The sequence below is a fragment of the Algoriphagus aquatilis genome, assembly GCF_042657405.1.
Taxonomy (GTDB): Bacteria; Bacteroidota; Bacteroidia; order Cytophagales; family Cyclobacteriaceae; genus Algoriphagus; species Algoriphagus aquatilis.
This window is the reverse complement of the sequence record NZ_JBHSKS010000002.1, coordinates 313,000-334,182: the sequence shown is the minus strand read 5'-3', so window position 1 is coordinate 334,182 and position 21,183 is coordinate 313,000. Positions and strand designations below refer to the sequence as shown.

Genomic DNA, 21,183 nt, shown 5'->3' with positions numbered 1-21,183 from the left:
TTGCAAGGATTATTTTTTAAAATTCAGGCCTATTTCTTGAAAATTTTGAAATAAAAGCAAAAAAGGCCTTTGTAATCGGTACAAAGGCCTTGCTTTTATTTGGGAAATTCTAATTCTAAGAAGCCATTTCCTTGAGTGCTTTTACCAATTGGTCGCATTCGGCAGTGGTAGTATAGATATTGGGACTTACTCTCACGCCTTTCACCCCGGAGCCATCGATCGGAGCGGTGAAGATTTTGTATTTCTCCAACAGGATTTTACCCATTTCCGCAGGTGTGTATTTTTCCACCCATACATTTCCAATGCCGCAGCAACGGGAAGGATCTTCTGGAGTGTTTACTTTGATTCCAGGATGGTTTCGGACCTGATCCGACCAATATTTTTGGATAAATCTCAATCGATCTTCCTTTCTCTTTGCTCCAATGCGGTTTTGAAATTCAATGGAATCGATCACTGTCAAATCCGTTGCAGCAGGGTGTGTTCCGATATGATTGAGGTATGCGATTGTTTTTAAATTGAGGTCAAAAGGAGCCAAAAGCGGTTGGATTTTACTGATTTTGTCTTTTTTCACATACAGCATTCCAGCTCCAAGAGGTACACTCAACCACTTATGAAGACTGGATCCGTAGTAGTCACAGTCGAGTTCATGCATGTTAAAAGTGAAATGACCTACCGCATGTGCCCCATCGAGCATAACCTCTACTCCATAGGAATGAGCCATGTCTGCAATTTTTCTCACGGGTAAAATATGCCCTGTAATGTTGACGATATGCGGCACCATCATCAGTTTGGTCTTCGGGGTGATGGCTTTTCGGTAGGCCTCGACCACCTCCTCATCATTTTTGGGGTCCATCGGGATGTCGATTTTTACCGTCTTAATCCCCCAGCGTTTGGAAGCCATCTCAAACATCGTCTGCATGCTTCCATAATCCTGATTAGAAAAAACTGCTTCATCACCGGGCTTCCAAGGATAACCGGAAATAATCAAATCCAAAGATTCGGTCGTGTTTCTGGTTAATACCACTTCCTCTGCATCTGCACCAACCAAAGCGGCAAGGGCTGCTGCGGACTTGGCTTTATTTTCAAATTGAACCCCTCGCATGTAGTGGGAAGCCTGAAAATTCACTTCTCGGATGTGAGCGATTTGCTTTTCCAACAATTCTTCGGGGAGAAAGCAATAGTATCCATTTTCGAAGTTGATGTAGTCTCGCTTGATTCGGTAGCCGGCACGGATTTGATCCCAAATGTCATCGGAATTCCAGTCGAGTTGATCTAGTGAAAAAGGTTTTGCAGCCGCAGGAAAGACACTTCCTCCAATGCCAAAAGCGGCCAAATACTTCAGGAAAGATCGTTTATTCATAGGTGTGGGTGGTTTCAAAGGATGTAGGAAAGTAGCCAAATGATCACCAAAAAGATCGCCATCCATGTAATCCAAGGCGAGCGCTTGGGGAATTCAAACTGGCAAATGGGGCAAACTTTTGCCTTGGCATCGACTTCCATGGCACAGGAAGGGCATTCTTTGGTTTTCACAGTTTTGGTGAACTCTTTAGGGTGATTTCCGATTTGTGCTTTAAGTAAAGTAAAAATCCAATCAAATGCCATGAGAAAAAAAGGTGCCGTAGGTGCAGTGCCTTCTTTTTCTGGTGAATTGAAAAATAGAAACTTATGAAAATCGAGATTTGGTCTGACGTCGTGTGTCCTTTTTGCTACATCGGAAAAAGAAAGATGGAAAAGGCGCTACAGAAATTTCCATTTAAAGAAAAAGTCGAAATCGAGTGGAAGAGTTTTCAGTTAAATCCTGATCAGCAAACCAAGCCAGGTGTCAGCACTTTGGAAGATCTCTCCAAATCTAAAGGCTGGTCCATGGAGCAAACCAAACAGATCACTTCCCAAGTAGTGGGATTGGCCAAGGCAGAAGGCTTGACTTTTGACTTTGATAAGGCTGTGGTAGCCAATACCAAAAATGCCCATCGCCTGATTCACTTGGCCAAAGAATTTGGCGTTCAAGACGCTATGAAGGAGCGATTGCTGAAGGCTTACTTTACCGATGGTCTCAATGTGGATGATACCGATACCTTGATACAGCTTGGAAAAGAAGTTGGGGTGCCTGAGGAAAAAATTAAACCCATGCTTGAATCCAATCAGTATGAAGAAGCTGTTTATCAGGATATTTATGAATCCAGACAAATCGGAGTGAGGGGAGTGCCTTTCTTTGTGTTGGATCGAAAATTCGGCATCTCAGGAGCTCAACCGGATGAGGTATTTGATCAGACTCTGGAAAAGGCTTGGGCGGAATACGCTAAAAATAACCCTGTGCTAGACATTGCTTCCGGAAACGAAGGCGAAAGCTGCGATGTGGATGGGAATTGTTGGTAGTAGCGCGAAGACGGAAGACCGAAGACGGAAGAAAACTTCGGTCTTCGGTCTTCCCACTTCCAGCTTTTTCACCAAACTCCTCTGTGTTTCATTTTTAGGGTATAGACAGATCCCATCGCAGTGATAAACAAGGTATTTCGGGTAAGTGAACCAAAAGCCACATTAGCGGTCCAGTTTTCAGGAACCGGAATATGTGCGATTTGCTCTCCGTTTCGGTCAAATACGGTGACTCCTTTTCCGGTCAGGTACACATTGCCACGCTCGTCAATGGTCATTCCATCGGATCCCATTTCGCAGAAAAGTGTTTTGTTGGTCAAATACCCGTCTTCCTGAATCTCATATTTCCAGGTTTTTTTGTCTCCGATATCTGCTACATACAGGTATTTGCCATCAGGAGTACCCACAATGCCATTGGGCTGTTTGAGGTCTTCAGCTACCCGAAATAGTTCAGTTCGATCCGCAGATAAGTAATACACGTGCTGCCCGTCCTGTTGCATTTCTTTGCTCCGGATTCCTTCCCAATAGGGTCTTGGATAGAGTGGATCAGTGAAGTACAAGCCTCCTTTGGGTCTCACCCAAACGTCATTTGGACCGTTGAGCTTTTTACCTCGAAAAGAAGGTACCAACACAGTTTCTTTTCCGGTCTGAGGATCTATCTCCCACAATTCATTGTTCAAGTCAGCCGCAGCGATGAGCTTGCCATCCAACTGAAAATACAAGCCATTGGATCTGCCTGCACCTTCTTTGAATAGTGTAATCTGATTGGAATTGGGATTCCAGCGGTAGATTTTATCATTTGGCTGATCTGTGAAAAAAATGTCTCCCTGACGGTTGACTGCAGGACCTTCCGTGAAACTGAAGCCGTCCTTTACTTTTTCCAATTGTGCTCCTTTGGCTACAATACCGCGTTTGTCATCGATTTGAGCTTGCAGCGTATTTCCTGCCAAAAGAAGTGCGGACAAAACCACCGCAGATTTGAATAAGTTGTTCATAGGTTATTGGGTGTTATTTTCTATTCATGACAAACACGAGCTTGTTCAACTCTGGACTGTATGCCATTCGGGTAATGTTCTGATGGGTCGAAGATTCGATTTTTCCGAGAGAAAGCCAATCTGAATCTCTCACATTTTTGATAAAGACCTCATTTCCTTTTGCCATCAGCAAATGGTTTTTGTCGATCCAAATCAAATCCTGCGAACCCGACAGGGTGTATCCAAAGGATTCGGTGGTATTGGTTTTCAAGTTAATTGACTTGATGCTTACTTGATCTCCTTCTGAGGTTGACTTTAAGTCATTACGGTCCAGGTAGGCGATTTCGGATGTATTTGGGCGTTTTTTGACAGATCTGCCAATATTTTTAGAAATCTCCTGCACATTCCCTTTTCCTCGGGCATAGACCAGTTTGTTGGGTTCTCCTAATACAAACATGGCCGCTTTGTTGTCATACCAGTCGTAATAGCCCACCGGGGCAATGTCATCATACAAAAGCTCGGGCGCTTCACCGATAATCGGATACAGCCAAAGCCGCTGCTTTCCATCCGGCTCTACGACTACCGCCGAAATGTATTGCTTGCAGTCGGTGAGATTTGGGGAATATTCGCTTCGGTCGGGCGTTTTGGACAGGTTGGTAAAATTGCCTGTGCGGAAACTATACAGGATAATGTCATGGTTGCCATTTTGATCCGCTGCCGAAAAGACCAATTCCGAGTCGTTGATGAAATTGGGCTGATTGTCGTATTCCGGCCGATTGGTGAGGGGTTTTGCAGTGGAAGTAAGGAGTTTGATCTTTCCACCCTTTCCTTCGGTATCGACTACCCAAAGATCAGAAGCAGCCTGAGCGTGAAGGGTTTGACAGATCGCCAAAGAAAGAAAAACAAGAAGAGCTATATTTTTTGACATGAAATCAGATTCTAGGCCAACCAAATTACAAAATGCAGGTTAGAATGGCGTGGAGAAATTACAGTTTTACACCAATTCCGTTTTTGATCAACTCAGAAAGAGGCAGGATACCTTAGCTGATCAGGCGGTTTTTTCTTTGGTCCAAAACCCAAGTTTGATCACTGAGATCAATGCATGGAATGTGATTCCTGAAGAACTTCCAAAGGAATTTCCAGCCGAACTGAAGGCATTTTTTACTTTTTACCTTGATAAGGCACAGGAGTATGCTGAATCCGATCTCCGATCAGCTCAGGATTTTTTTGAGGAAAAAGGAGACCTCTACCTCGCTATGCTTGGCTTTTATGCGCTGCCTTACTGCTATGCCTTTGCCGATGGTGCGCAGGTATTGGTTCGGTCCAATCGGATTTTGGATCAGATCGGGGAGAGGCTAGGGGAGACTGCCTCCTTTGTCTTGGAGATCTTTCGCCCGGGAGCTTTTTCAGAGCAAGATCAAGCATATTTGGTTTGTGCTAAAGTCCGATTGATCCATGCATTGAGTAGGTATTTCATCATGAATTATGCTAAAGACTGGGAGTTGGCTTTCGGGCAACCTGTGAATCAAGAAGATATGCTCGGCACCAATCTGGCCTTTAGCCATATCGTATTGAGAGGTTTGGCCAAAATGGGCGCAGCACCTTCGGAAAAAGAATACGAATCGGTCTTGAGCTATTGGAAATGGATCGGGGAGCTGATGGGAATAGAAACTCAATTTTGGCCAACCACGACTAAGGAGGCATTTGAATTGGATAAGCTGATCCGAAAAAGGCATTTGAAATCCTCAGAAGCAGGGCAGCGTTTGGTAAAAGGTCTGCTTCATTTTTACCAAAAAACAATACTCGATCCGGTGCTCAACGCTCAGGCGGAGGGAATTCTTTCCTTTTTCTTAGGTCAAGAGGCATCAGAAGCATTAAACCTGAAACCAGGAATCAAGGTCCCGGGAGAGATCTTGGGTTTGGTGTTTAACTTTGCAGGAAGGAAGAATTTTGGAGGAAAGAAAGGATACAAAGCGCTGAGGAAAAACCTCCAAACTCAGCAGCAAGCCCAGTTTGGAAAAGTACTCGAAATCAAACTTCCCGAATTAAAGCGTACATAATCGGACACTTTCTTGTACGCAAATCATCCAAGATTTTTACACCAACGCGGAAATCAGGGCATATAGGCCACATTTGCCAGATGGCACCTTTTTCGTACTTTGTCCTGCATGAAGGAAATCACCTCATGGCTTAGACGCATCCCTTTGGAATTGATCTTTTGGATCGGTAGCTTAATTGCCATCTTCACGATCAATCCAGATGCAGGACATCATTTCAGCCTTTGCCCACTGGATAGCATGGGCTTCAGCTGGTGTCCGGGATGTGGATTGGGACGGTCGATGAGCCTCCTCGCGCGGGGAGAGATTCAGGCCTCCTGGTCCATGCACCCACTGGCAATGCTGGCCTTTGGTGTGATCCTTCACCGAATTTGGACTTTAATCAAAAACCTAAAAACAACACACAATTATGGCTAATGTATTGAGGCATCTCCCTGAACTGGAAGGTATGGAACTGGGCTACATTCAGGGATTGATGAAAAATATGGACGAGGATCAAGCTTCGCTCTTTGCGCAGGTTTACCGGGCTAGAAGAAAGGATTCTCAGATGATTTTGATCTTGACCTTGCTTGGTTTCTTTGGATTCGCCGGACTACACCGATTTATACTTGGTCAGGTGGGTTTGGGTATTCTCTACATCCTAACCCTTGGCTTGTGCTTCATCGGTACCATCGTGGACTTGGTCAATTACAAGAGCTTGGCTTATGAGTTTAACATCAAAGTAGCCCATGAGACCATGGCGATGATTTCCAACAATTTCCCAAGTTCTGGAAGCTCAAGCTTCTAAGAACTAGCCTAATTACTTACACCACTAACCTAACCTTTGGTTTCGCTCGTCGAGGCCAAAGGTTTTTTTGTTTGTAGATTACTAGTGAAGGTTGCCAACAAAAAGCCCTTCCAAAACGGGTTGGGAAGGGCTGAAAATAAAGTGTCTTTCTAAGATTGGATATAACGTTTTGGCGCTTGGCGCAGTGGCGGATTTCGGAGCACTTCACTGTCAACCAAGCACAATTGTTGCAAGCACAAATGTTGATAGAAGCACTGCACTTGATTTAACCACGTCAGCCCCCATTGCGGCAAACGGCTGTTAGCACCAGTATTTCTTATCATTTCTCAAAGGTCAAATTTATAAAGTCGTCAGTATTAAATCTTAAGTTTCGCATTTCTGGATTATTCAGAAGTTTGGAAATACCTCTAATCATCATTACTGCAACAATGGTTTTCATTTTCCAATAAATCATTTGAGCGAGTGTTTCTTTTCCATCAAGTTTTACATAATCATAAGGGTCATATGAACGCTCTCCGTGAGCAATGTCATTTCTTATTCGATAAGCAACATCTAATAAGCTTTTCATTTGTCGTGCATCTTTCCTTGTCTTGCATAAACTTAGTATGCACATTGATTTAACAAAGTCAGAGGACGTGTTCTTTTCAAATAAACCTTCAAGGGCATAAATCAAATCTAGTAAATTGTCCATTGAAATTTGGTCTGATTCAACAGCATTGAGGTATCTCTTTAATGGCCATAAATCATAATGCCATACAGACGCAAGTCCCTTAAGATTTATATCAATATTCGATTTTTTGCTTGTTTCAATAAGTATTTCGTGCATAAAGGCATTAGAAGCTACTTTAGTTGCATAACTTTTACTACCTGATTTTATTTGAAAAAATCCGTCATTTAATGGTGTGTCATTCCTCATCATAATTGATTGAGTTGGAAAACTTAAATGAAGACCAGCAAGAAAAAAGGAAGCCAATTCTTTAAGGACTGCTAATTGTTGATGATATATCTCAATGAATTCCATTTCATAATGTGGAATGTAATCATCAATCAAATCTTTCTTTGAAGGGATATTTTTGGTTTTGGTATTGTATTCTATTTCAATTATTGAAAAACCAATTTGATGAGACCATTCTTTGTAACTCTTAACTTTTAAATGAGTCGCAATTTTTCCACAAACTTTTTCGATTAGTTCTGGGATTCGTTTTTCATTAACATATCCCGAAATAAAACGAGGATAAACTTTTATTATTGCACTTTTTATTTCTGTTTGATTAGTGTTTTTTAGTCCAGTGCTAAAACTGTAATCAAATTTTCTATTCCAAACTTCATTTTTCAGCATAAGTTTCAAGTGGTCAGTCAAGTCGAAAATCAACTCGTCTGTTTTATGTTTTTCTTCCGTAAAATAACTCGGAACTACCCATCTTGAAATTGTTGTCATTCTCTATTTGTTGGTTCTGATGTCATTTAATATTGGTACTAACGGTTTGCCGCTTTGCGAAGGCGGGGATTTTCAGCACTAAACTTCATTAGATGCACAAAGCTTGAATTTAGCACTTCACTGTCATAGAAGCACGAAACCCCCGCTTTTGCAAAACGGCTGTGTGTGCCCAGCATGGGCATCTGGTATCGAAGATATCAAAATATTCCAGAGGGTGGAAGTCCCTTGTGCGCGGGGGTAACGTCCTGAAGCATTAGCAAGTCGCAAGGTGGTTTGTCGTAAGGCATGCACTGAAGGAAGCGAGCCTGCAAACCCCGGTTCCAACGTACAGGAACTGGATACAGAGGCCTGACAGGTCGGATAAGGTAGCACAGCATACTGACGTCCCAAGGGTGGGGAACCATCAAGTGCCTGCCTGGTAGATCCAGTGGAAATTGGGGGAAGGAATATGCTCTTACCTGGGGAGGTCTCTGGATGTCGAGAACATCCAAGAGAAGTCAGCAGAGGTCATAGTAACCAGCAGAAACGAGCCATAAGAACTATGGAGGCCTCATGAAACTGGCGAAGGGCCGAACATTGGATTACGTCCAAATTCGATGAGGAGTTCCGTCCTGCGGAATAGCCTTTTCTTAAGCGGACAGGGTTAACAGATTAAAGAATGATAGAACAAGTACTCAACCGTAAGAACCTGTACAAAGCCTACCGAAAGGTGGTGCAGAACAAAGGTTCGTCAGGTGTGGACGATATGAAGGTCACCGAACTGTTTTCCTTTCTGGAAAGCAACAGGAACAGCCTTCTGACCTCCATCCTCAACCATAGTTATGTACCCAAGCCTATCAAGGGAGTGGAAATCCCCAAGAGTAACGGAAAGACAAGGTTGCTTGGAGTTCCCACCGTAGTGGACAGATGGCTCCAACAGGCGGTAAGCCAAGTACTGATGACCAAGTATGAACTCACGTTTGAAGATCACAGCTATGGGTTCCGTCCCGAAAAGAACATCCACAAGGCCGTGACACAAGCGCTGAATTACATCAATGATGGCTATCAGGATATTGTGGACATCGACCTGAAAGGATTCTTTGACGAAGTGGACCATTCGATTTTACTTGAACTCATTTACCAACGGGTAAAATGTCAGACCACTCTAAGGCTCATCCGAAAGTGGCTGCGTGCACCGATCCAGATCAACGGAAAACTGCACAAACGTCGAAAAGGCGTTCCGCAAGGTTCCCCGATCAGCCCCCTCCTAAGCAATATCCTTCTGGATGTGTTGGACAAGGAACTGGAACGGAGAAACCTGAAATACGTCCGCTATGCGGACGATTTCAGCATCTACACCAAGTCAAAGAAGGAAGCCAGAAAAGTCGGCAATGAGATTTATCTCTTCCTAAGAGACAAACTCAAATTGCCCATCAACAGGGAAAAGAGTGGCATCCGAAGACCATCCGATTTTGAGTTATTAGGACATGCATTTGTCCCGACCTACGAAAGAGGAGTCAAAGGAAAATATCAGTTGGTAGTGAAGAAAAACAGCTGGGTCTCACTCAAACGTAAACTCAAACAGATCACCAAGAAGACAAAACCGTATAGTTTTGAGGAAAGGCTTCAAAAGTTGAGCGAGGTATGGCGGGGCTGGGTAAATAACTACCGCCTTGCCAGCATCACAGCTAAACTGAAATCACTCGATGAGTGGCTGAGAAACCGACTTCGCTACTGCATCTGGTCCCGAAAGCTTTCGGGAGAAAAAGCCTGAGCGGAAACGTAAAAACCTGATCAGATTGGGAGTAGACCCAGACCATGCCTATGCATTTAGCAGAACTAGGAAAGGGGGGTGGGCAGTCGCTCAGAGTCCGATTCTGACGACGACTATCACGCTGTCTCGTCTGAGAAGGAAAGGGTATGAATCGATGCTTTCCTATTACCAAAAATCGCAACCTACAATCCAGTGAACCGCCGTATACAGCCTGTCCCGAACTTGATTCGGGAAGACCCGTACGTACGGTGGTGTGAGAGGCGCACCCTATCGAGGAAACTCGGTAGGGCCGTCTACTCGATTAGCACCCGTACTATTCATTCCGTTGTCTGTTTGTCGCTTTATAATTTGTTCCATCGTAAATTAATAAGTTGTCCCACATTACATCTGTATCGGGTTTTACATTTCTTGTTAAGATATATGGGAGTCCATTTTTAGTTAGTTGAATAATTCTTATTTCATCAATGTTTTCAAAGTCTGTGCTTTTGTATAAAACTTTAAAGTCCTTGTTAATTGTCAATGTAACATAAGCAAAATTCTCTGAATTAATAATTGATAGTATTGTGTCGTTGTCTGAAAAGGATAAATGAGTTCCGTTGTTTTCAAGTCCGTAATAAGGTCTCAGCTCGTTTAGCTTTGTCAAAATATTCTGCGTCATTATAGTGTCTTTTGAAACCTTATAACTTAATTGCTCAAACATCCCACTAAAACTACTTATTCCATAATAACCATCTTCTTTGATTAATTTCTCTGTCTTGAATACAGCGATAAAAGGTGAAGAAATGTTTTGATTTAAATACTCAACACGAACAAAGTCAGCATTACAAAAAAGTTTGTTGTTTCGGTCATATATTTTAAGTTTTGAAAGTCCCCGAAGGTCAAAATATTTTTGCGATAAATTGTCGGGAAATTTGTGCCTGCTGTTTTCATCGTCTTCATAAATTAAAGAGTCAGCAAGTTTTACTATTCTCTCGTACTCGTCTGCGTTTGTCTGGTCTTTTATGAAATACAGTTCAACATAGGCTTCATTGTCCTTAGAAAAATAAAATTTGTCTATGAAGCCAATGTATTGAATGTTCTCATTCAGTAAATCTTTATTCGTTTGTAAAGTGTCAATATTGGTCGTTTGCAAACTGTCACTGTTTGAACGTTTAGAATTGTCCTTATTGGAACAGCCAAAAGTCAGAAGTAATATTGTAAGAATTAGAAATGTTCTCATTAGTTGTTGTCTGTTTAAGTATGGGTGCTAACGTGATTCAGCTTGGAGATGGCGGGCATTTGGAGCCGTTCGCTTCCAGCCTACTCCTAACTTATTAAAGATACTGAACTTTCTATTTACCCGGAACCGCCCGCTGTATCCAAGGTGATGTTACCACCTGGCTTCCTTTTGTTTTAGAGTTCGATATCATAATATTTTGCAAACTTTTTTATGAAGTCTACATAAACTTGATTTACATGAGGCTTTGAAGTGTAAACTTTGCTTGTTCCATTAGGATAATTTATTGTATGTGTTGTTTCTTGTGGATTCAAAGCGTTTTCATACTCAACCTTTATATGTTTGGTAGCAATCTCTTTTTGATTTGTTATCATCAATAATATAAACTTCCCTATTGGCGAAACCATGTAAATTCGGTCACTTTCATTTTTTTCTACAAGCTCTACAAGTTTTGCGAGGGAATTATACTTTTCAAAGTGAGGAATTAAAAAGCTTTCAATGTGGTTTGCAACTTGTTCTCTTATTACCTCAAAACTTTCTTTATTATTTAATTCGTACCAATGGTCTTTACGTTTAGTGAGATTTCCGATTCTTCCTTGAATAAAACAATCATTAAACTGAGGTGACAAAATTGAATCCTCCTTTTCAGTTAAAATACTGTTGATTTTTCCACTGTAAAAACCCAAATTAAAAGTAAAGCTTATGCTTTCATCATAAGAATTCCACTTACTTTTCTGAATATTCAAACATTGGAAAATATCATTCATACTTCTATTAAAATGAAGTCCTTTTTTCTTGAACCCCAAACCTTTCAATGCAGGTGTAATGGTCAATTTAAGTATATCATCAAACTGTTGTTTTAATTTAGCTTCTTGCATTGCAGTTTTTTAAGCTTGCCGGTAACTCATTTATTTATACACCTTTGGCACTCTAATGCACCCAATTTTCGGCAGATTAGTGCACCTTGAGGTAACTATTATTTTTCAGCCCTTCTTCCTCCGAAATCTTTATCAAAATAGCCCGATTACCTTTCTCCTCCAAATCTTAGTTTACCAGTTCGCGCACTTGGCCTGGCAAATAGAACTCATAGATTTTTATGGTTTCCGCTGTACCTCCCTGAATAAGAAGGCGATCTGTGCCGATACAAGTATGATCTCTAAGATTTGGAGAACTAGTGAATCTCTCGGATGAACAACCTTCCAAATCTTACCAGTCTTCCGAATCGGTGATTTCTATTTCTTTTGACTTCAGATTAATCGCATCTTTTCCCTTGTCAGATAGGATCAGGTGAAATTGGGATAATAGCTTCCCGGCTTTTTCCAGTTCTTCAAAAGAGGCCTGTGCGATATGAAAAGGCAGTTCGATCAAGTTGGCATCCTTGGAAGAAAAAGGAGGAGAGACCTCCGAATCAAAAAAGTAGGGCCACATCGTTTTGGCACAACTGATCCCCCAAAAATCCATGGGATACTGCGCGGAGTAGGTTTGAAGCCGTTCGTTGATTTCTTCAAAAAAACGTGCGGTTTCAGCTAATCTGATACGTGAACCGGCTCTGGATTTTCCTTTGGTTTTCAGGTGTTTGATTTGGGATTTTCCTTGCTTTTGTCGGACCATATAAGCCCGAAAAACCCGGTGATCGATCAGTTGCCCTTGATGAAAATACCCTACCGCAGCCTGCCCTGCACGGATCAAAGCCAAGGAAAAATGGGTTTCAGGCCGAACGTCCAATCCCTTCTTTTCATCCCACTCGTAAGTCCAAGGCAAGTACATTTTTGCCAGCCACTCATTTTCCTTTTCCAAAACCAACTGATGCTTTTCCTCCTCGTAATTCACGATCCAATGGGACTCCTTTGCATGAGTAAGGATTTGCTCCGCATCAGATAAGCTTAAAGAAATGGATTGGGGAATGGTCATGTTTGGGAAGCCATTTAGGCTATCTTTGTGCAAAGAAACCGAAAAATCATGCAGGAAGAAATCCAAAAAGTCCTCAACCGGATGTGCGACCCAAAAGAAGACGAAGCCTATCACTTTGCGGATAAATTGGGAGCGATGGCGGATGAAGAAACTAAAAATCATCTGATTACCCTCGTGAAAGGAGATAATTGGGAGATCGCTTACCTCGCATGTCGTGCACTATCCAAGACCTCATGGAATGAAGAGTCTTTGGATGCGATTTTTGAGGCGATTTTTGACAAAAAGAATAAGTCAGTTCAAGGGGCATTCGCTCAGATTTTAGAGGAATTTGACTTGGCTGAGCGTTTTGTGGACATTTTTAGAGTGTACCTGTTTGGCAATTTTAAGGCATCTACCTTAGCCAAAGATTACTTGGACAGTGTGGAATTTGACATTACCCCGCGTACCATCCGAAAAGCGGAAAAACACTGGAACCATTACTTGCACAATCCTGAAGATGAAGGAAGTCTGATCTTGAAAAAGTCAGAAGTGGAGCCTATGCTACAGGAGCTGAAAGAATTATTCTCCTGATCGGATACAACATTTGCCATTTTCCTCTGTTTTTAAACTATGAGGAAAGAGGAAGTTATCGATCTGCATTTTGGGTTTTTCAGAGATTTTGGATTTGCCTTTCATCCCCAACATCTATTGTTTGAAAAGCCATTTACCGAAGGTAACCAGGTAATCTTCGTGCATTATACCGAGTATCCTGATGTTTCTTATTTAGAGTACAAATTGGGAATCAGGAATCATTTGGTGGAGACTATTATTCACAAGTTCCTTCCCACGCTGAGCGATTACGCACAGCGATCAATTACCCTAATTCAATCTCCCGATGCGATTCAGGCGGGCTTTCCGAAGAGATTTGTGTTGGATCATGAATTCAATCTAATTGAAGCCATCGAAAAAGGCGAGGAATTTTTGGTCAAACATGGGTTTCACTGGCTGGATACGATGTCTGATTCTAAATCTTTAGAATTGGCATTTGAAATACAGCAAGCACAACCCTTTCCCAACCAAAATTTTGTTTATCACGCTTTTAGAGGGGTTACTCTAGCCAGATTGTACCACAGGGAGGGATATGAAGAGTTAAGGCAACTATATCTTCACCAAATCAAACAAAAGGAATTGACACCGTTTACCATCGCCTCATTTCTCCAATTGCTTGATTTTTTGGATCATCTCTAAGTTTAAAACCGTTTTTTGACTCCTCGTACCGCTTCGGCACTGATGGGATCTTCTGGCCATTCGTGTTTGGGGTAGCGCCTTTTCAGTTCTTTTTTCACTTCGAAATAGCCATTGGCCCAAAAGCTCTTTAAATCCTGAGTAAGCTGCACCGGTTTGTAACCCGGAGACAGCATTTCGATCAATACCGCCACTTTTCCCTGATTGACTTTGGGCGTGTCGAGTAAGCCGAATAATTCTTGCAGTCGAACGGAAAGCAGGGGAGTAACTCCCTCTTCTTTGTATTCGAGCCTGATCTGACTGCCCGAAGGAACAGTAATTTTTGAAGGGGCCAAAGATTCCAAAAGTTGTTGCTGCTCAAAAGAAAGGGAATGAAGGAGAATTTGACTCAAGTCCAGTTTTTTGAAATCCTCGTTTTTGGAGATATTTTCCAAATAAGGTTCCAACCATTCCGGTGAGCTTTGACAAAGCGTTTCAACTGACCAATCCGGCCAATTTTGATCTGGATTCCATTTTTTCAAGGATTGCACCCGAAAAATCAGCTGCATCACCTCCTCATTCCAATCCAGGAGGAATTGTCCTTCTTCCTGAATTGCCTCAAGAATAGCTTGCTTGGCCAAGGACTTATCGAACTTTTGGAGCGGTCTTGTTCCTAAAATGATGGCACCAATCCGGATTTCTGAATGCGCGATCAGTCCCCCTTTTTTTCGATCCCATTCCAAGACTTCCTTGGTCTTGAGCAAAGGAGCCAAGTCTTTTGGGTTGAGCGGGGCTGCCATCCAGATTTTACCCAGGCCTTCTCGTGCATCTACATGCGCAACCGCCAACCAAGACTCGTGCGCCAAGTCATCGCGATGACCGATTTGGGCGATTTTCCCATTGGAAAGCTGAAATTGGGCATTGTTTCCCGGACGAGCAGCAGCAATTCGTTCTGGATAGGCATAGGCCAAAAGTAGCCCTGTGGCCCATGGGTCAGCGGGTTTATTTTCGGGCTGAATGTTGAAAAGACGGCGATACTGCGCGGCTACTTTTTCGATTTTTTTGATCCGAGACATGCTGACACCTCGATCACGAAACTTTCTCAAGGCATCAATCCGCAAATTCAAATCCACGCCTGCATCAGCAGGGAGCGGGTCTCTTTCCTCCAATACCGCAGCGATATCCGTGGCCAAAGCCAATTGATTCATCCGTTTGGCATAGATGAGCATGTGTGCGATTCGTGGATGAACGGGCAGCTGATGGATTTCCTTCCCGTGGTCGGTCAATTTTCCGACTTCCACCGCATCGATGGCTTCGAGTACTTTTTCAGAAAGTGCCAACGTACCTGCTGGAGGTGGTGTCAGCCAAGTCATGGATCGGATATCTTCTTTGCCCCAAGCTTTCATATCGAGCACCAGCGAAGTCAAATCTGCCTCCAAAAGTTCTGGAGTCCGATATTCTGCCAATTGCGCTTGGGTGGCTTTTGACCACAGCCGATAAGAATGACCGGAAGACAGTCTGCCTGCCCGTCCACTTCGCTGATCCGCCGAATCCTTGCTGATGCGATGCAGAACCAAACGGGAAAGTCCTGAACGGGCATCAAATCGATTCGATTTGGCAAAGCCGGAATCAACCACCACCCGGACACCTTCGATGGTCAAGGATGTCTCTGCAATGTCTGTGGAAAGAACGATTTTCCGCTTTCCTGAAGGATGGGGGAGAATAGCGCGATTTTGCTCCGATGGAGAAAGTTGCCCAAAAAGTGGGACAATGACATCCTCAGGAAGTGCTCTTTTGAGGATTTCTTCGGTCTTTTTGATTTCGCCCTGACCGGGCAAAAAGACCAGAAAATCGCCGGTGTGCTTCTTGGTCAAAGGGATGATTTGCCGAGCGGTATCCTCACCGATGGCATATTCGTCCACTTCATTGAGGTAATTCACCTCTACGGGATATTGTCTTCCTTGGCTTTGGATCACTTTTGATCCTAATAGCTGAGAAAGCTGGTCTGCATCTATGGTGGCTGACATTAGCAGAATTCTCAAATCCGGTCGAAGCACTTGCTGTACTTCTCTGGCTAGCGCCAAAGCCACCTCAGAAAAGAGATTGCGTTCGTGGAATTCGTCAAAAATCACCAATCCAACCTCTTCCAGAGCATTGTCCTGATGCATCATTCGGGTCAGAATCCCCTCTGTAATCACTTCTAGCCGGGTTTGATTGGAGATGGCCGATTCAAATCGGATTCGATAGCCCACTGTTTTTCCGACTTCTTCACCAAGCATATCAGCCATTCGCTGGGCGATGCTTTTGGTGGCCAAGCGACGAGGCTCAAGCATAATGATCTTTTTGCCTGCAAGCCATGGTTCATCTAAAAGAGTCAAAGGCAAGAGTGTACTTTTTCCGGCACCTGGAGGGGCTTGGATGATTAAGGAGTTGGAAGCTGAAAGGTGTTTTTTGACCTCGGGGATGATTTCTGAAACGGGTAGGTCAAATGAAAAAGGATCAAATTTTGGCATGGTCCACAAAATTACCCACGAGAAGTTACTAATCGAGATTCAGCTTAAAAAAGGCATAAAAAAACCATCGAATTATTTCCGATGGTTTTTTTCAAAGTGGATCTAACACTTAAGAACCGATTTTAGCTGAAGCTTTTGCATATTCCCAACGAATCTCGAAAGAGTCAGGCTTCACTTCATATACGAGTCTTTCTTCCATTGTAGAAGTTTGCTGAGAAGGTACGTTTACCCTTAATGCGTCTTGTTTTGCATCATAGGTATATGCTCCCCATTGCTTGGCCACCTTGTTGAAAATGAAGGTTGACTGACTTTCTCCGGGAATAATAAAGAAGCTGTAAGTACCTGCAGGTAGTTTTTGTCCCTCTATGCTAATGTCTTTGGTAGTAGTAAAGGTGGTTGCATCATCGGCACCAGCTCTCCATACTTGACCCAGTGGCACAAGGTCACCCCAAATTGTTCTGCCTTTGACAGCGGGAGAGGAATATTTGATGGTGATTTTGCTGCCTGCAGCTGTTCCTTCAGCTGTTCTTGCCGGACTTGCTTTTTCCTGAGCAAAAGAAACCACAGACGCCAATAAGGCTAGGGAAAGTGAAAAGAAGATTTTTTTGAAGTTCATGTTAATAAAGGGTTGGTTATAGAAATGATTTAAATTAATTCCATTCTGCTAACTCCTAATTGCAAAACAAAGTTGCAGCGAAATGAAAAAAGCCTTCCGTAAAAATTGGAAGGCTTCGATATCAAAGCTTAGATTCTAACCCAAGCTTGTTTTTTGTTGCTTTCTACAATACGCTCACCGATGATGAGTTCTCTGAGACCATCCGCAAAGGTCGGGAAGCTTGGATTTTCGGGCTGCTTGCCTGTCGCAATGGCCGCATAGACCTCTTTAAACATCTGCTTGGAGGTATCAGGGAAGCCTTCATTGTGTCCACCGGGGAAACTGATCAGGGATGATGCTTCTCTATGGAACAAGGATGGATCTTTCATCAAGTGCTCATTTGCTTTTTCACGTTTGCCGATCCACAGTTCGTTTGGTCGCTCTGAATTGAATTCAAAATTAGACTTGGAACCTGCGATTTCGATATTTAATCGGTTTTTACGTCCTGCATTTACTTGTGACACGGTGATAGAACCTTTCGAACCGTTATCAAAACGAAGCATAACCGTCGCATGATCTTCGGTATTGATCGACACTTCTTGATAGTCATCCATGGTTAGCATTTTACCCGAATAGGTTTCGATCGGCTTCAATGGCTTCAATCGGGTCTTGTGAACCGTAGAGAAATCAGCCATCACTTCGGTGATTTTCAAGCCAGTGACGTATTCGGTAATGTCCAAAAGGTGAGATCCGATATCGGCGATGGCACGGGAGTCCCCGGATTTGTCCGGTTCCAATCTCCAGTTATAGTCAGTCTGAAGGAAAAGCCAATCCTGAAGGTAAGAACCCATAATTGAGTACACTTCCCCGAGTTCACCTTTTTCACGCATCACTTTCATCTGACGTACCATCGGGTAGTAGCGTAAGTTGAAGTGAACAGCATTGACCAAGCCGGTGGTACTTGCAATTTTTACAAGTTCTTCAGCTTCATGAATTTTTACTGCCAGAGGTTTTTCACAGATCACATGCTTTTCCGCTTCCATGACCGCCTTGGCTTGGGAGTAGTGGAGAAAGTTTGGCGTACAGATGTGCACTACATCAATATCGGCCTGCTTGAGCATGTCGTCAAAAGTATAAGCTCTGGGTATTCCAAGCATTTTGGCTTTTTCATTAGCCAATTCTTGATTGACTTCAACCAAGGCAACTACTTCGACATTGGGAATTCTTCTCAGGGCCTCAAGGTGCGCCGGACCGATAAATCCGGTACCTACGATAGCCGCTTTGATGGTTTGGGACATAGGTTTAGGGTTTTGTTAAAAAACAGACGGATCGAAGTTAGAAATTTTATCAGCTTAGAAAAATCAATTTAGGACGTAAATAAGCTGCTCAGTGATTCTTACAATTCAATTTCTGAGATAAAGTAACCCTTGAGATGACAGTCATGTAAGCCATTTGCAATTCATAACCTTCTTAAAACCAAGTATTCAAAAGCAGGTATTTTCAAAAAAAATTATCCCTAACTTGAAAGTCTTAACAACTTATAACCCATGGCAAACTTTAACCTAAAAATCAACGGCAAGTCCCATACCGTGGATGTCGAAGATGATACCCCGCTTTTGTGGGTACTTCGTGACAGTCTAGGAATGGTCGGAACCAAATTTTCATGCGGCATTGCACAATGCGGTGCCTGTACGGTTCATTTAGACGGAAAAGCAACTTTCTCCTGTGTGACTCCGATTTCCAGCGTCGGCAATTCTGAAGTGACGACCATCGAAGGTCTTTCGGAAGAAGGTGACCATCCGGTTCAGAAAGCTTGGGAAGAAGTGGATGTAGCCCAATGCGGTTATTGTCAGGCAGGTCAAATCATGACTGCGGCGGCATTTTTGGAGCAAAATCCAAATCCAAGCATGGAAGAAATTGATAACGCGATGAACAGAAATATCTGCCGTTGCGGTACCTATCATAAGATTCGTGAAGCAGTAGCCTTAGCCGCCAAAACCAAATAAGCCATGAAAACAGTCACTAAAGCAAGCAGAAGAGATTTTCTGAAGATAGCCGGTACGACAGCAGGAGGCTTGTTTATCGGGTTCAATTGGTTCAGCTGTGATTCTCCCAAAGTGGAAGTGTTGAGCACAGAAGAGATCCTTTCACAAGCCAAATCCTTTAACAGTTACTTATCCATTTCTCCAACGGGAGATGTGGTGATCTATTCACCTAATCCGGAATTGGGACAAAACATCAAGACATCATTTCCCATGGTCGTGGCCGAGGAGTTGGAGGCGGATTGGGAAAAAGTAAGAGTGGTCCAGGCCAATCTTGATCCTGAAAAATATGACCGTCAACTTACGGGTGGTTCGGGTGCAATGCCTCACAGCTGGGAAAGACTGAGAAAAGCTGGAGCTACAGCCAAGTTTGTTCTAGTGGCAGCAGCAGCTAAAACTTGGAATGTACCTGCTGAGGAAATCACTGTTGAAAAGGGCATTATTTCTCACCCAGGATCTGGCAAAAAGGGCCATTTCGGTGAGTTTGTCACAGAAGCAGCTGCCATGACTGCGCCAGAAGAGGTGACCTTAAAAGACAAAAAGGATTTCAAAATTATTGGCACCCCTGTGAAAAACGTGGATGCCAAGGATATGTATACCGGTAAGCCACTTTATGGATTAGACTTTCAGAGAGAAGGGATGAAGCATGCGATGATTCAGCGTGCTCCTTTCGGAATGAAAATCAAATCCGTGGATGATTCGGCGGCTAGAGCCGTGTCAGGTGTAACAGATGTTGTGACATTCGGAACCAGTGTTGCGGTGGTTGGAAATACCACTTGGCCGCTTTTGAAAGCCAAAAAACTCCTTAAGGTTGAATACGAACCAGATGGCGCAGTGGAAAGTACAGCCGATCATGATCGTCTATTTGCCGAGCTGTTGGTCAAAGGAAAAGCCGAAACCAAGCGGAAAGATGGAAATGTGGATGTGGCCTTCAAGTCTGCAGCCAAAGTGGTAACTGCAGAATATCAGTGTCCTTTCGTGGCCCATTCTCCGATGGAACCCGAAAACTTCTTTGCTCATGTTCAAGGAGACAAAGTAGAACTGGTCGGACCTACGCAAACTCCGGATCGGGCCAGACAAGAAACTGCAACCCTTTTAGGGATTCCTCCGGAAAATGTTACCGTAGAAATCACCCGTTTGGGCGGAGGATTTGGTCGAAGACTTCGGGCAGATTATGTGATTGAAGCAGTTGAAGTTTCCCGTTCGATCAATGCCCCTGTGAAAGTAACATGGAGTAGAGAGGATGAACTGACGGGAGGTGCTTACCGTCCTGCTGTTCGATATCGATTTGAAGCCGCATTGGATGCCAATAATACAATGATTGGATACAAACTTCGTGGGGTAGGGATGAATGCAGGAAATACCACTCGTGAAAATAACTTCCCATCAGGTGCGGTTGACCATGTGTTGATCGAAAGCATTGAACACAAGTCAAGCATCACGACAAACGCTTGGAGAGCTCCAATTACCAACTTCTTGGCCTATGCAGAGCAAAGCTTCCTGGATGAAGTCGCTTTGGCAGCAGGAAAAGACCCGGTGGATTTCCGATTGGAATTGCTTAATCGAGCCAAAACCAATCCAGTGGGTGAGTTGGGTTACGATGTGGATCGAATGATCGGAGTGGTAAAAACTGCCGCTGAAAAATCCAATTGGGGAAAGAATCCAAATGTAAAACAGGGCTTCAGTGTGTATTTTTCACACCGTTCGTATGTGGCTCAAGTAGCTGATATCGAAATGCAGGGAAATACCCCAACCTTGAAAAAGATCACAGCTGTAACCGATTGTGGCATGGTGGTCAATCCAACAGGCGCAAACCATCAAGTAAGAGGTGGAATCGTAGATGGAATGGGCCATGCAATGTACACCAACCTGACCTTTGAGAATGGGGTTCCAAAGCAGCGCAACTACGATACTTACCGACTGATCCGAATGAAGGAAGTACCGGAAATCGATACCCATTTCATCGATTCAGGATTTGATCCGACCGGATTGGGAGAGCCTGCATTGCCTCCTACGGGCGGAGCGATTGCTAATGCGATATTCGCCGCAACCGGCAGGAGACTTAGAAGTCAGCCATTTATCGAGCAGAAGGAATTTTCAGATATCAAGTTGGAAATAAAAAGAGCTTAGAATTTAAAATTTGAAGCTTCGACTTACTTCGTCAAGCTCAGCACAAATCGCTCAGCACAAAAATTGGAATGCTGCTTCTTCGGAGGCAGCATTTTTTGTATTTCACCATGAAGAAATTAAGGGAATTTAGGTGTTGCGTTATGCTGCTTTCTGAAAAACAGAATTTGCATGCTGCAAAAAAATGATCAACG

The 21,183-nt window shown here is 43.2% G+C and carries 20 protein-coding genes; 9 read left to right on the top strand and 11 right to left on the bottom strand.

The window, feature by feature from the left end:
• Positions 1-115 precede the first annotated feature (115 nt).
• Positions 116-1,360: an aminotransferase class V-fold PLP-dependent enzyme gene (locus tag ACFPIK_RS03765; RefSeq protein ID WP_377912366.1), complete on the bottom strand. Its 1,245-nt coding sequence runs from the start codon at positions 1,358-1,360 to the stop codon at positions 116-118.
• A gap of 14 nt (positions 1,361-1,374) precedes the next feature.
• Entirely contained in the window at positions 1,375-1,602 is a 228-nt protein-coding gene (locus ACFPIK_RS03760; protein WP_377912364.1) for a hypothetical protein, read from the bottom strand.
• A 63-nt stretch (positions 1,603-1,665) separates the two neighbouring features.
• Here ACFPIK_RS03760 and ACFPIK_RS03755 point away from each other — a divergent pair, with 63 nt between their 5' ends.
• Positions 1,666-2,376 (top strand): DsbA family oxidoreductase, encoded by a 711-nt coding sequence (locus ACFPIK_RS03755; protein ID WP_377912362.1) that lies wholly within the window; start codon positions 1,666-1,668, stop codon positions 2,374-2,376.
• Positions 2,377-2,444: 68 nt separating this feature from the next.
• Here ACFPIK_RS03755 and ACFPIK_RS03750 read toward each other — a convergent pair whose 3' ends face one another.
• Both ACFPIK_RS03750 and ACFPIK_RS03745 read right to left on the bottom strand, forming a co-directional pair.
• A complete protein-coding gene (locus tag ACFPIK_RS03750; RefSeq protein WP_377912360.1) occupies positions 2,445-3,368 on the bottom strand; it encodes an SMP-30/gluconolactonase/LRE family protein in 924 nt (307 codons plus the stop codon).
• A 13-nt stretch (positions 3,369-3,381) separates the two neighbouring features.
• Positions 3,382-4,275 carry a TolB family protein gene (locus ACFPIK_RS03745; RefSeq protein WP_377912358.1) on the bottom strand — a complete coding sequence of 298 codons (894 nt, stop codon included), beginning with the start codon at positions 4,273-4,275 and terminating at the stop codon, positions 3,382-3,384.
• A gap of 49 nt (positions 4,276-4,324) precedes the next feature.
• On the opposite strand from ACFPIK_RS03745, the gene ACFPIK_RS03740 reads away from it, so the two are divergent.
• The 3 genes from ACFPIK_RS03740 (at position 4,325) to ACFPIK_RS03730 (ending at position 6,191) form a co-directional block, all read left to right on the top strand.
• Complete coding sequence (locus tag ACFPIK_RS03740) at positions 4,325-5,407, top strand: oxygenase MpaB family protein (RefSeq protein WP_377912356.1); 1,083 nt, start codon at positions 4,325-4,327, stop codon at positions 5,405-5,407.
• Positions 5,408-5,515: 108 nt separating this feature from the next.
• On the top strand, positions 5,516-5,821 hold the full coding sequence (locus tag ACFPIK_RS03735; RefSeq protein WP_377912354.1) for a DUF2752 domain-containing protein: 306 nt from the start codon (positions 5,516-5,518) through the stop codon (positions 5,819-5,821).
• Entirely contained in the window at positions 5,814-6,191 is a 378-nt protein-coding gene (locus ACFPIK_RS03730; RefSeq protein WP_377912352.1) for a TM2 domain-containing protein, read from the top strand. The genes ACFPIK_RS03735 and ACFPIK_RS03730 overlap by 8 nt, the downstream gene beginning before the upstream one ends.
• 319 nt (positions 6,192-6,510) lie before the next feature.
• Here the strand turns inward: ACFPIK_RS03730 and ACFPIK_RS03725 are convergent, their stop codons facing one another.
• Entirely contained in the window at positions 6,511-7,629 is a 1,119-nt protein-coding gene (locus ACFPIK_RS03725; RefSeq protein ID WP_377912350.1) for a hypothetical protein, read from the bottom strand.
• Between the two features lie 658 nt (positions 7,630-8,287).
• On the opposite strand from ACFPIK_RS03725, the gene ltrA reads away from it, so the two are divergent.
• Complete coding sequence (gene ltrA / locus ACFPIK_RS03720) at positions 8,288-9,382, top strand: group II intron reverse transcriptase/maturase (RefSeq protein ID WP_377912348.1); 1,095 nt, start codon at positions 8,288-8,290, stop codon at positions 9,380-9,382.
• Positions 9,383-9,695: 313 nt separating this feature from the next.
• Here the strand turns inward: ltrA and ACFPIK_RS03715 are convergent, their stop codons facing one another.
• The 3 genes from ACFPIK_RS03715 to ACFPIK_RS03705 all read right to left on the bottom strand — a co-directional run bounded on the left by ACFPIK_RS03715 (position 9,696) and on the right by ACFPIK_RS03705 (position 12,509).
• A complete protein-coding gene (locus ACFPIK_RS03715) occupies positions 9,696-10,514 on the bottom strand; it encodes a hypothetical protein (RefSeq protein WP_377912346.1) in 819 nt (272 codons plus the stop codon).
• A gap of 260 nt (positions 10,515-10,774) precedes the next feature.
• Positions 10,775-11,476 (bottom strand): DUF4304 domain-containing protein, encoded by a 702-nt coding sequence (locus ACFPIK_RS03710; RefSeq protein WP_377912344.1) that lies wholly within the window; start codon positions 11,474-11,476, stop codon positions 10,775-10,777.
• Positions 11,477-11,804: 328 nt separating this feature from the next.
• Entirely contained in the window at positions 11,805-12,509 is a 705-nt protein-coding gene (locus ACFPIK_RS03705; RefSeq protein WP_377912342.1) for a hypothetical protein, read from the bottom strand.
• 48 nt (positions 12,510-12,557) lie between these two features.
• On the opposite strand from ACFPIK_RS03705, the gene ACFPIK_RS03700 reads away from it, so the two are divergent.
• Both ACFPIK_RS03700 and ACFPIK_RS03695 read left to right on the top strand, forming a co-directional pair.
• Positions 12,558-13,079, top strand: a complete 522-nt coding sequence (locus tag ACFPIK_RS03700; protein ID WP_377912340.1) for a HEAT repeat domain-containing protein — start codon at positions 12,558-12,560, stop codon at positions 13,077-13,079.
• A 39-nt stretch (positions 13,080-13,118) separates the two neighbouring features.
• A complete protein-coding gene (locus ACFPIK_RS03695; protein ID WP_377912338.1) occupies positions 13,119-13,736 on the top strand; it encodes a hypothetical protein in 618 nt (205 codons plus the stop codon).
• A 2-nt stretch (positions 13,737-13,738) separates the two neighbouring features.
• On the opposite strand, the gene hrpB is transcribed toward ACFPIK_RS03695, so the two are convergent.
• The 3 genes from hrpB to ACFPIK_RS03680 form a co-directional block, all read right to left on the bottom strand.
• A complete protein-coding gene (gene hrpB, locus ACFPIK_RS03690) occupies positions 13,739-16,225 on the bottom strand; it encodes an ATP-dependent helicase HrpB (RefSeq protein ID WP_377912336.1) in 2,487 nt (828 codons plus the stop codon).
• A 109-nt stretch (positions 16,226-16,334) separates the two neighbouring features.
• Entirely contained in the window at positions 16,335-16,841 is a 507-nt protein-coding gene (locus tag ACFPIK_RS03685) for a DUF2911 domain-containing protein (protein WP_377912334.1), read from the bottom strand.
• A 128-nt stretch (positions 16,842-16,969) separates the two neighbouring features.
• Complete coding sequence (locus tag ACFPIK_RS03680) at positions 16,970-18,118, bottom strand: Gfo/Idh/MocA family protein (protein ID WP_377912332.1); 1,149 nt, start codon at positions 18,116-18,118, stop codon at positions 16,970-16,972.
• A 249-nt stretch (positions 18,119-18,367) separates the two neighbouring features.
• Here ACFPIK_RS03680 and ACFPIK_RS03675 point away from each other — a divergent pair, with 249 nt between their 5' ends.
• A complete protein-coding gene (locus tag ACFPIK_RS03675) occupies positions 18,368-18,826 on the top strand; it encodes a (2Fe-2S)-binding protein (RefSeq protein WP_377912330.1) in 459 nt (152 codons plus the stop codon).
• Between the two features lie 3 nt (positions 18,827-18,829).
• Positions 18,830-20,992 (top strand): xanthine dehydrogenase family protein molybdopterin-binding subunit, encoded by a 2,163-nt coding sequence (locus ACFPIK_RS03670; RefSeq protein WP_377912328.1) that lies wholly within the window; start codon positions 18,830-18,832, stop codon positions 20,990-20,992.
• The last annotated feature ends 191 nt before the right edge of the window (positions 20,993-21,183 follow it).

Coding starts and splice junctions, on each gene's coding strand:
- ACFPIK_RS03765 (WP_377912366.1), bottom strand. CDS start 1,360: ATGAATAAACGATCTTTCCTGAAGTATTTGGCCGCTTTTGGCATTGGA.
- ACFPIK_RS03760 (WP_377912364.1), bottom strand. CDS start 1,602: ATGGCATTTGATTGGATTTTTACTTTACTTAAAGCACAAATCGGAAAT.
- ACFPIK_RS03755 (WP_377912362.1), top strand. CDS start 1,666: ATGAAAATCGAGATTTGGTCTGACGTCGTGTGTCCTTTTTGCTACATC.
- ACFPIK_RS03750 (WP_377912360.1), bottom strand. CDS start 3,368: ATGAACAACTTATTCAAATCTGCGGTGGTTTTGTCCGCACTTCTTTTG.
- ACFPIK_RS03745 (WP_377912358.1), bottom strand. CDS start 4,275: ATGTCAAAAAATATAGCTCTTCTTGTTTTTCTTTCTTTGGCGATCTGT.
- ACFPIK_RS03735 (WP_377912354.1), top strand. CDS start 5,516: ATGAAGGAAATCACCTCATGGCTTAGACGCATCCCTTTGGAATTGATC.
- ACFPIK_RS03730 (WP_377912352.1), top strand. CDS start 5,814: ATGGCTAATGTATTGAGGCATCTCCCTGAACTGGAAGGTATGGAACTG.
- ACFPIK_RS03725 (WP_377912350.1), bottom strand. CDS start 7,629: ATGACAACAATTTCAAGATGGGTAGTTCCGAGTTATTTTACGGAAGAA.
- ltrA (WP_377912348.1), top strand. CDS start 8,288: ATGATAGAACAAGTACTCAACCGTAAGAACCTGTACAAAGCCTACCGA.
- ACFPIK_RS03710 (WP_377912344.1), bottom strand. CDS start 11,476: ATGCAAGAAGCTAAATTAAAACAACAGTTTGATGATATACTTAAATTG.
- ACFPIK_RS03705 (WP_377912342.1), bottom strand. CDS start 12,509: ATGACCATTCCCCAATCCATTTCTTTAAGCTTATCTGATGCGGAGCAA.
- ACFPIK_RS03700 (WP_377912340.1), top strand. CDS start 12,558: ATGCAGGAAGAAATCCAAAAAGTCCTCAACCGGATGTGCGACCCAAAA.
- ACFPIK_RS03695 (WP_377912338.1), top strand. CDS start 13,119: ATGAGGAAAGAGGAAGTTATCGATCTGCATTTTGGGTTTTTCAGAGAT.
- hrpB (WP_377912336.1), bottom strand. CDS start 16,225: ATGCCAAAATTTGATCCTTTTTCATTTGACCTACCCGTTTCAGAAATC.
- ACFPIK_RS03685 (WP_377912334.1), bottom strand. CDS start 16,841: ATGAACTTCAAAAAAATCTTCTTTTCACTTTCCCTAGCCTTATTGGCG.
- ACFPIK_RS03680 (WP_377912332.1), bottom strand. CDS start 18,118: ATGTCCCAAACCATCAAAGCGGCTATCGTAGGTACCGGATTTATCGGT.
- ACFPIK_RS03675 (WP_377912330.1), top strand. CDS start 18,368: ATGGCAAACTTTAACCTAAAAATCAACGGCAAGTCCCATACCGTGGAT.
- ACFPIK_RS03670 (WP_377912328.1), top strand. CDS start 18,830: ATGAAAACAGTCACTAAAGCAAGCAGAAGAGATTTTCTGAAGATAGCC.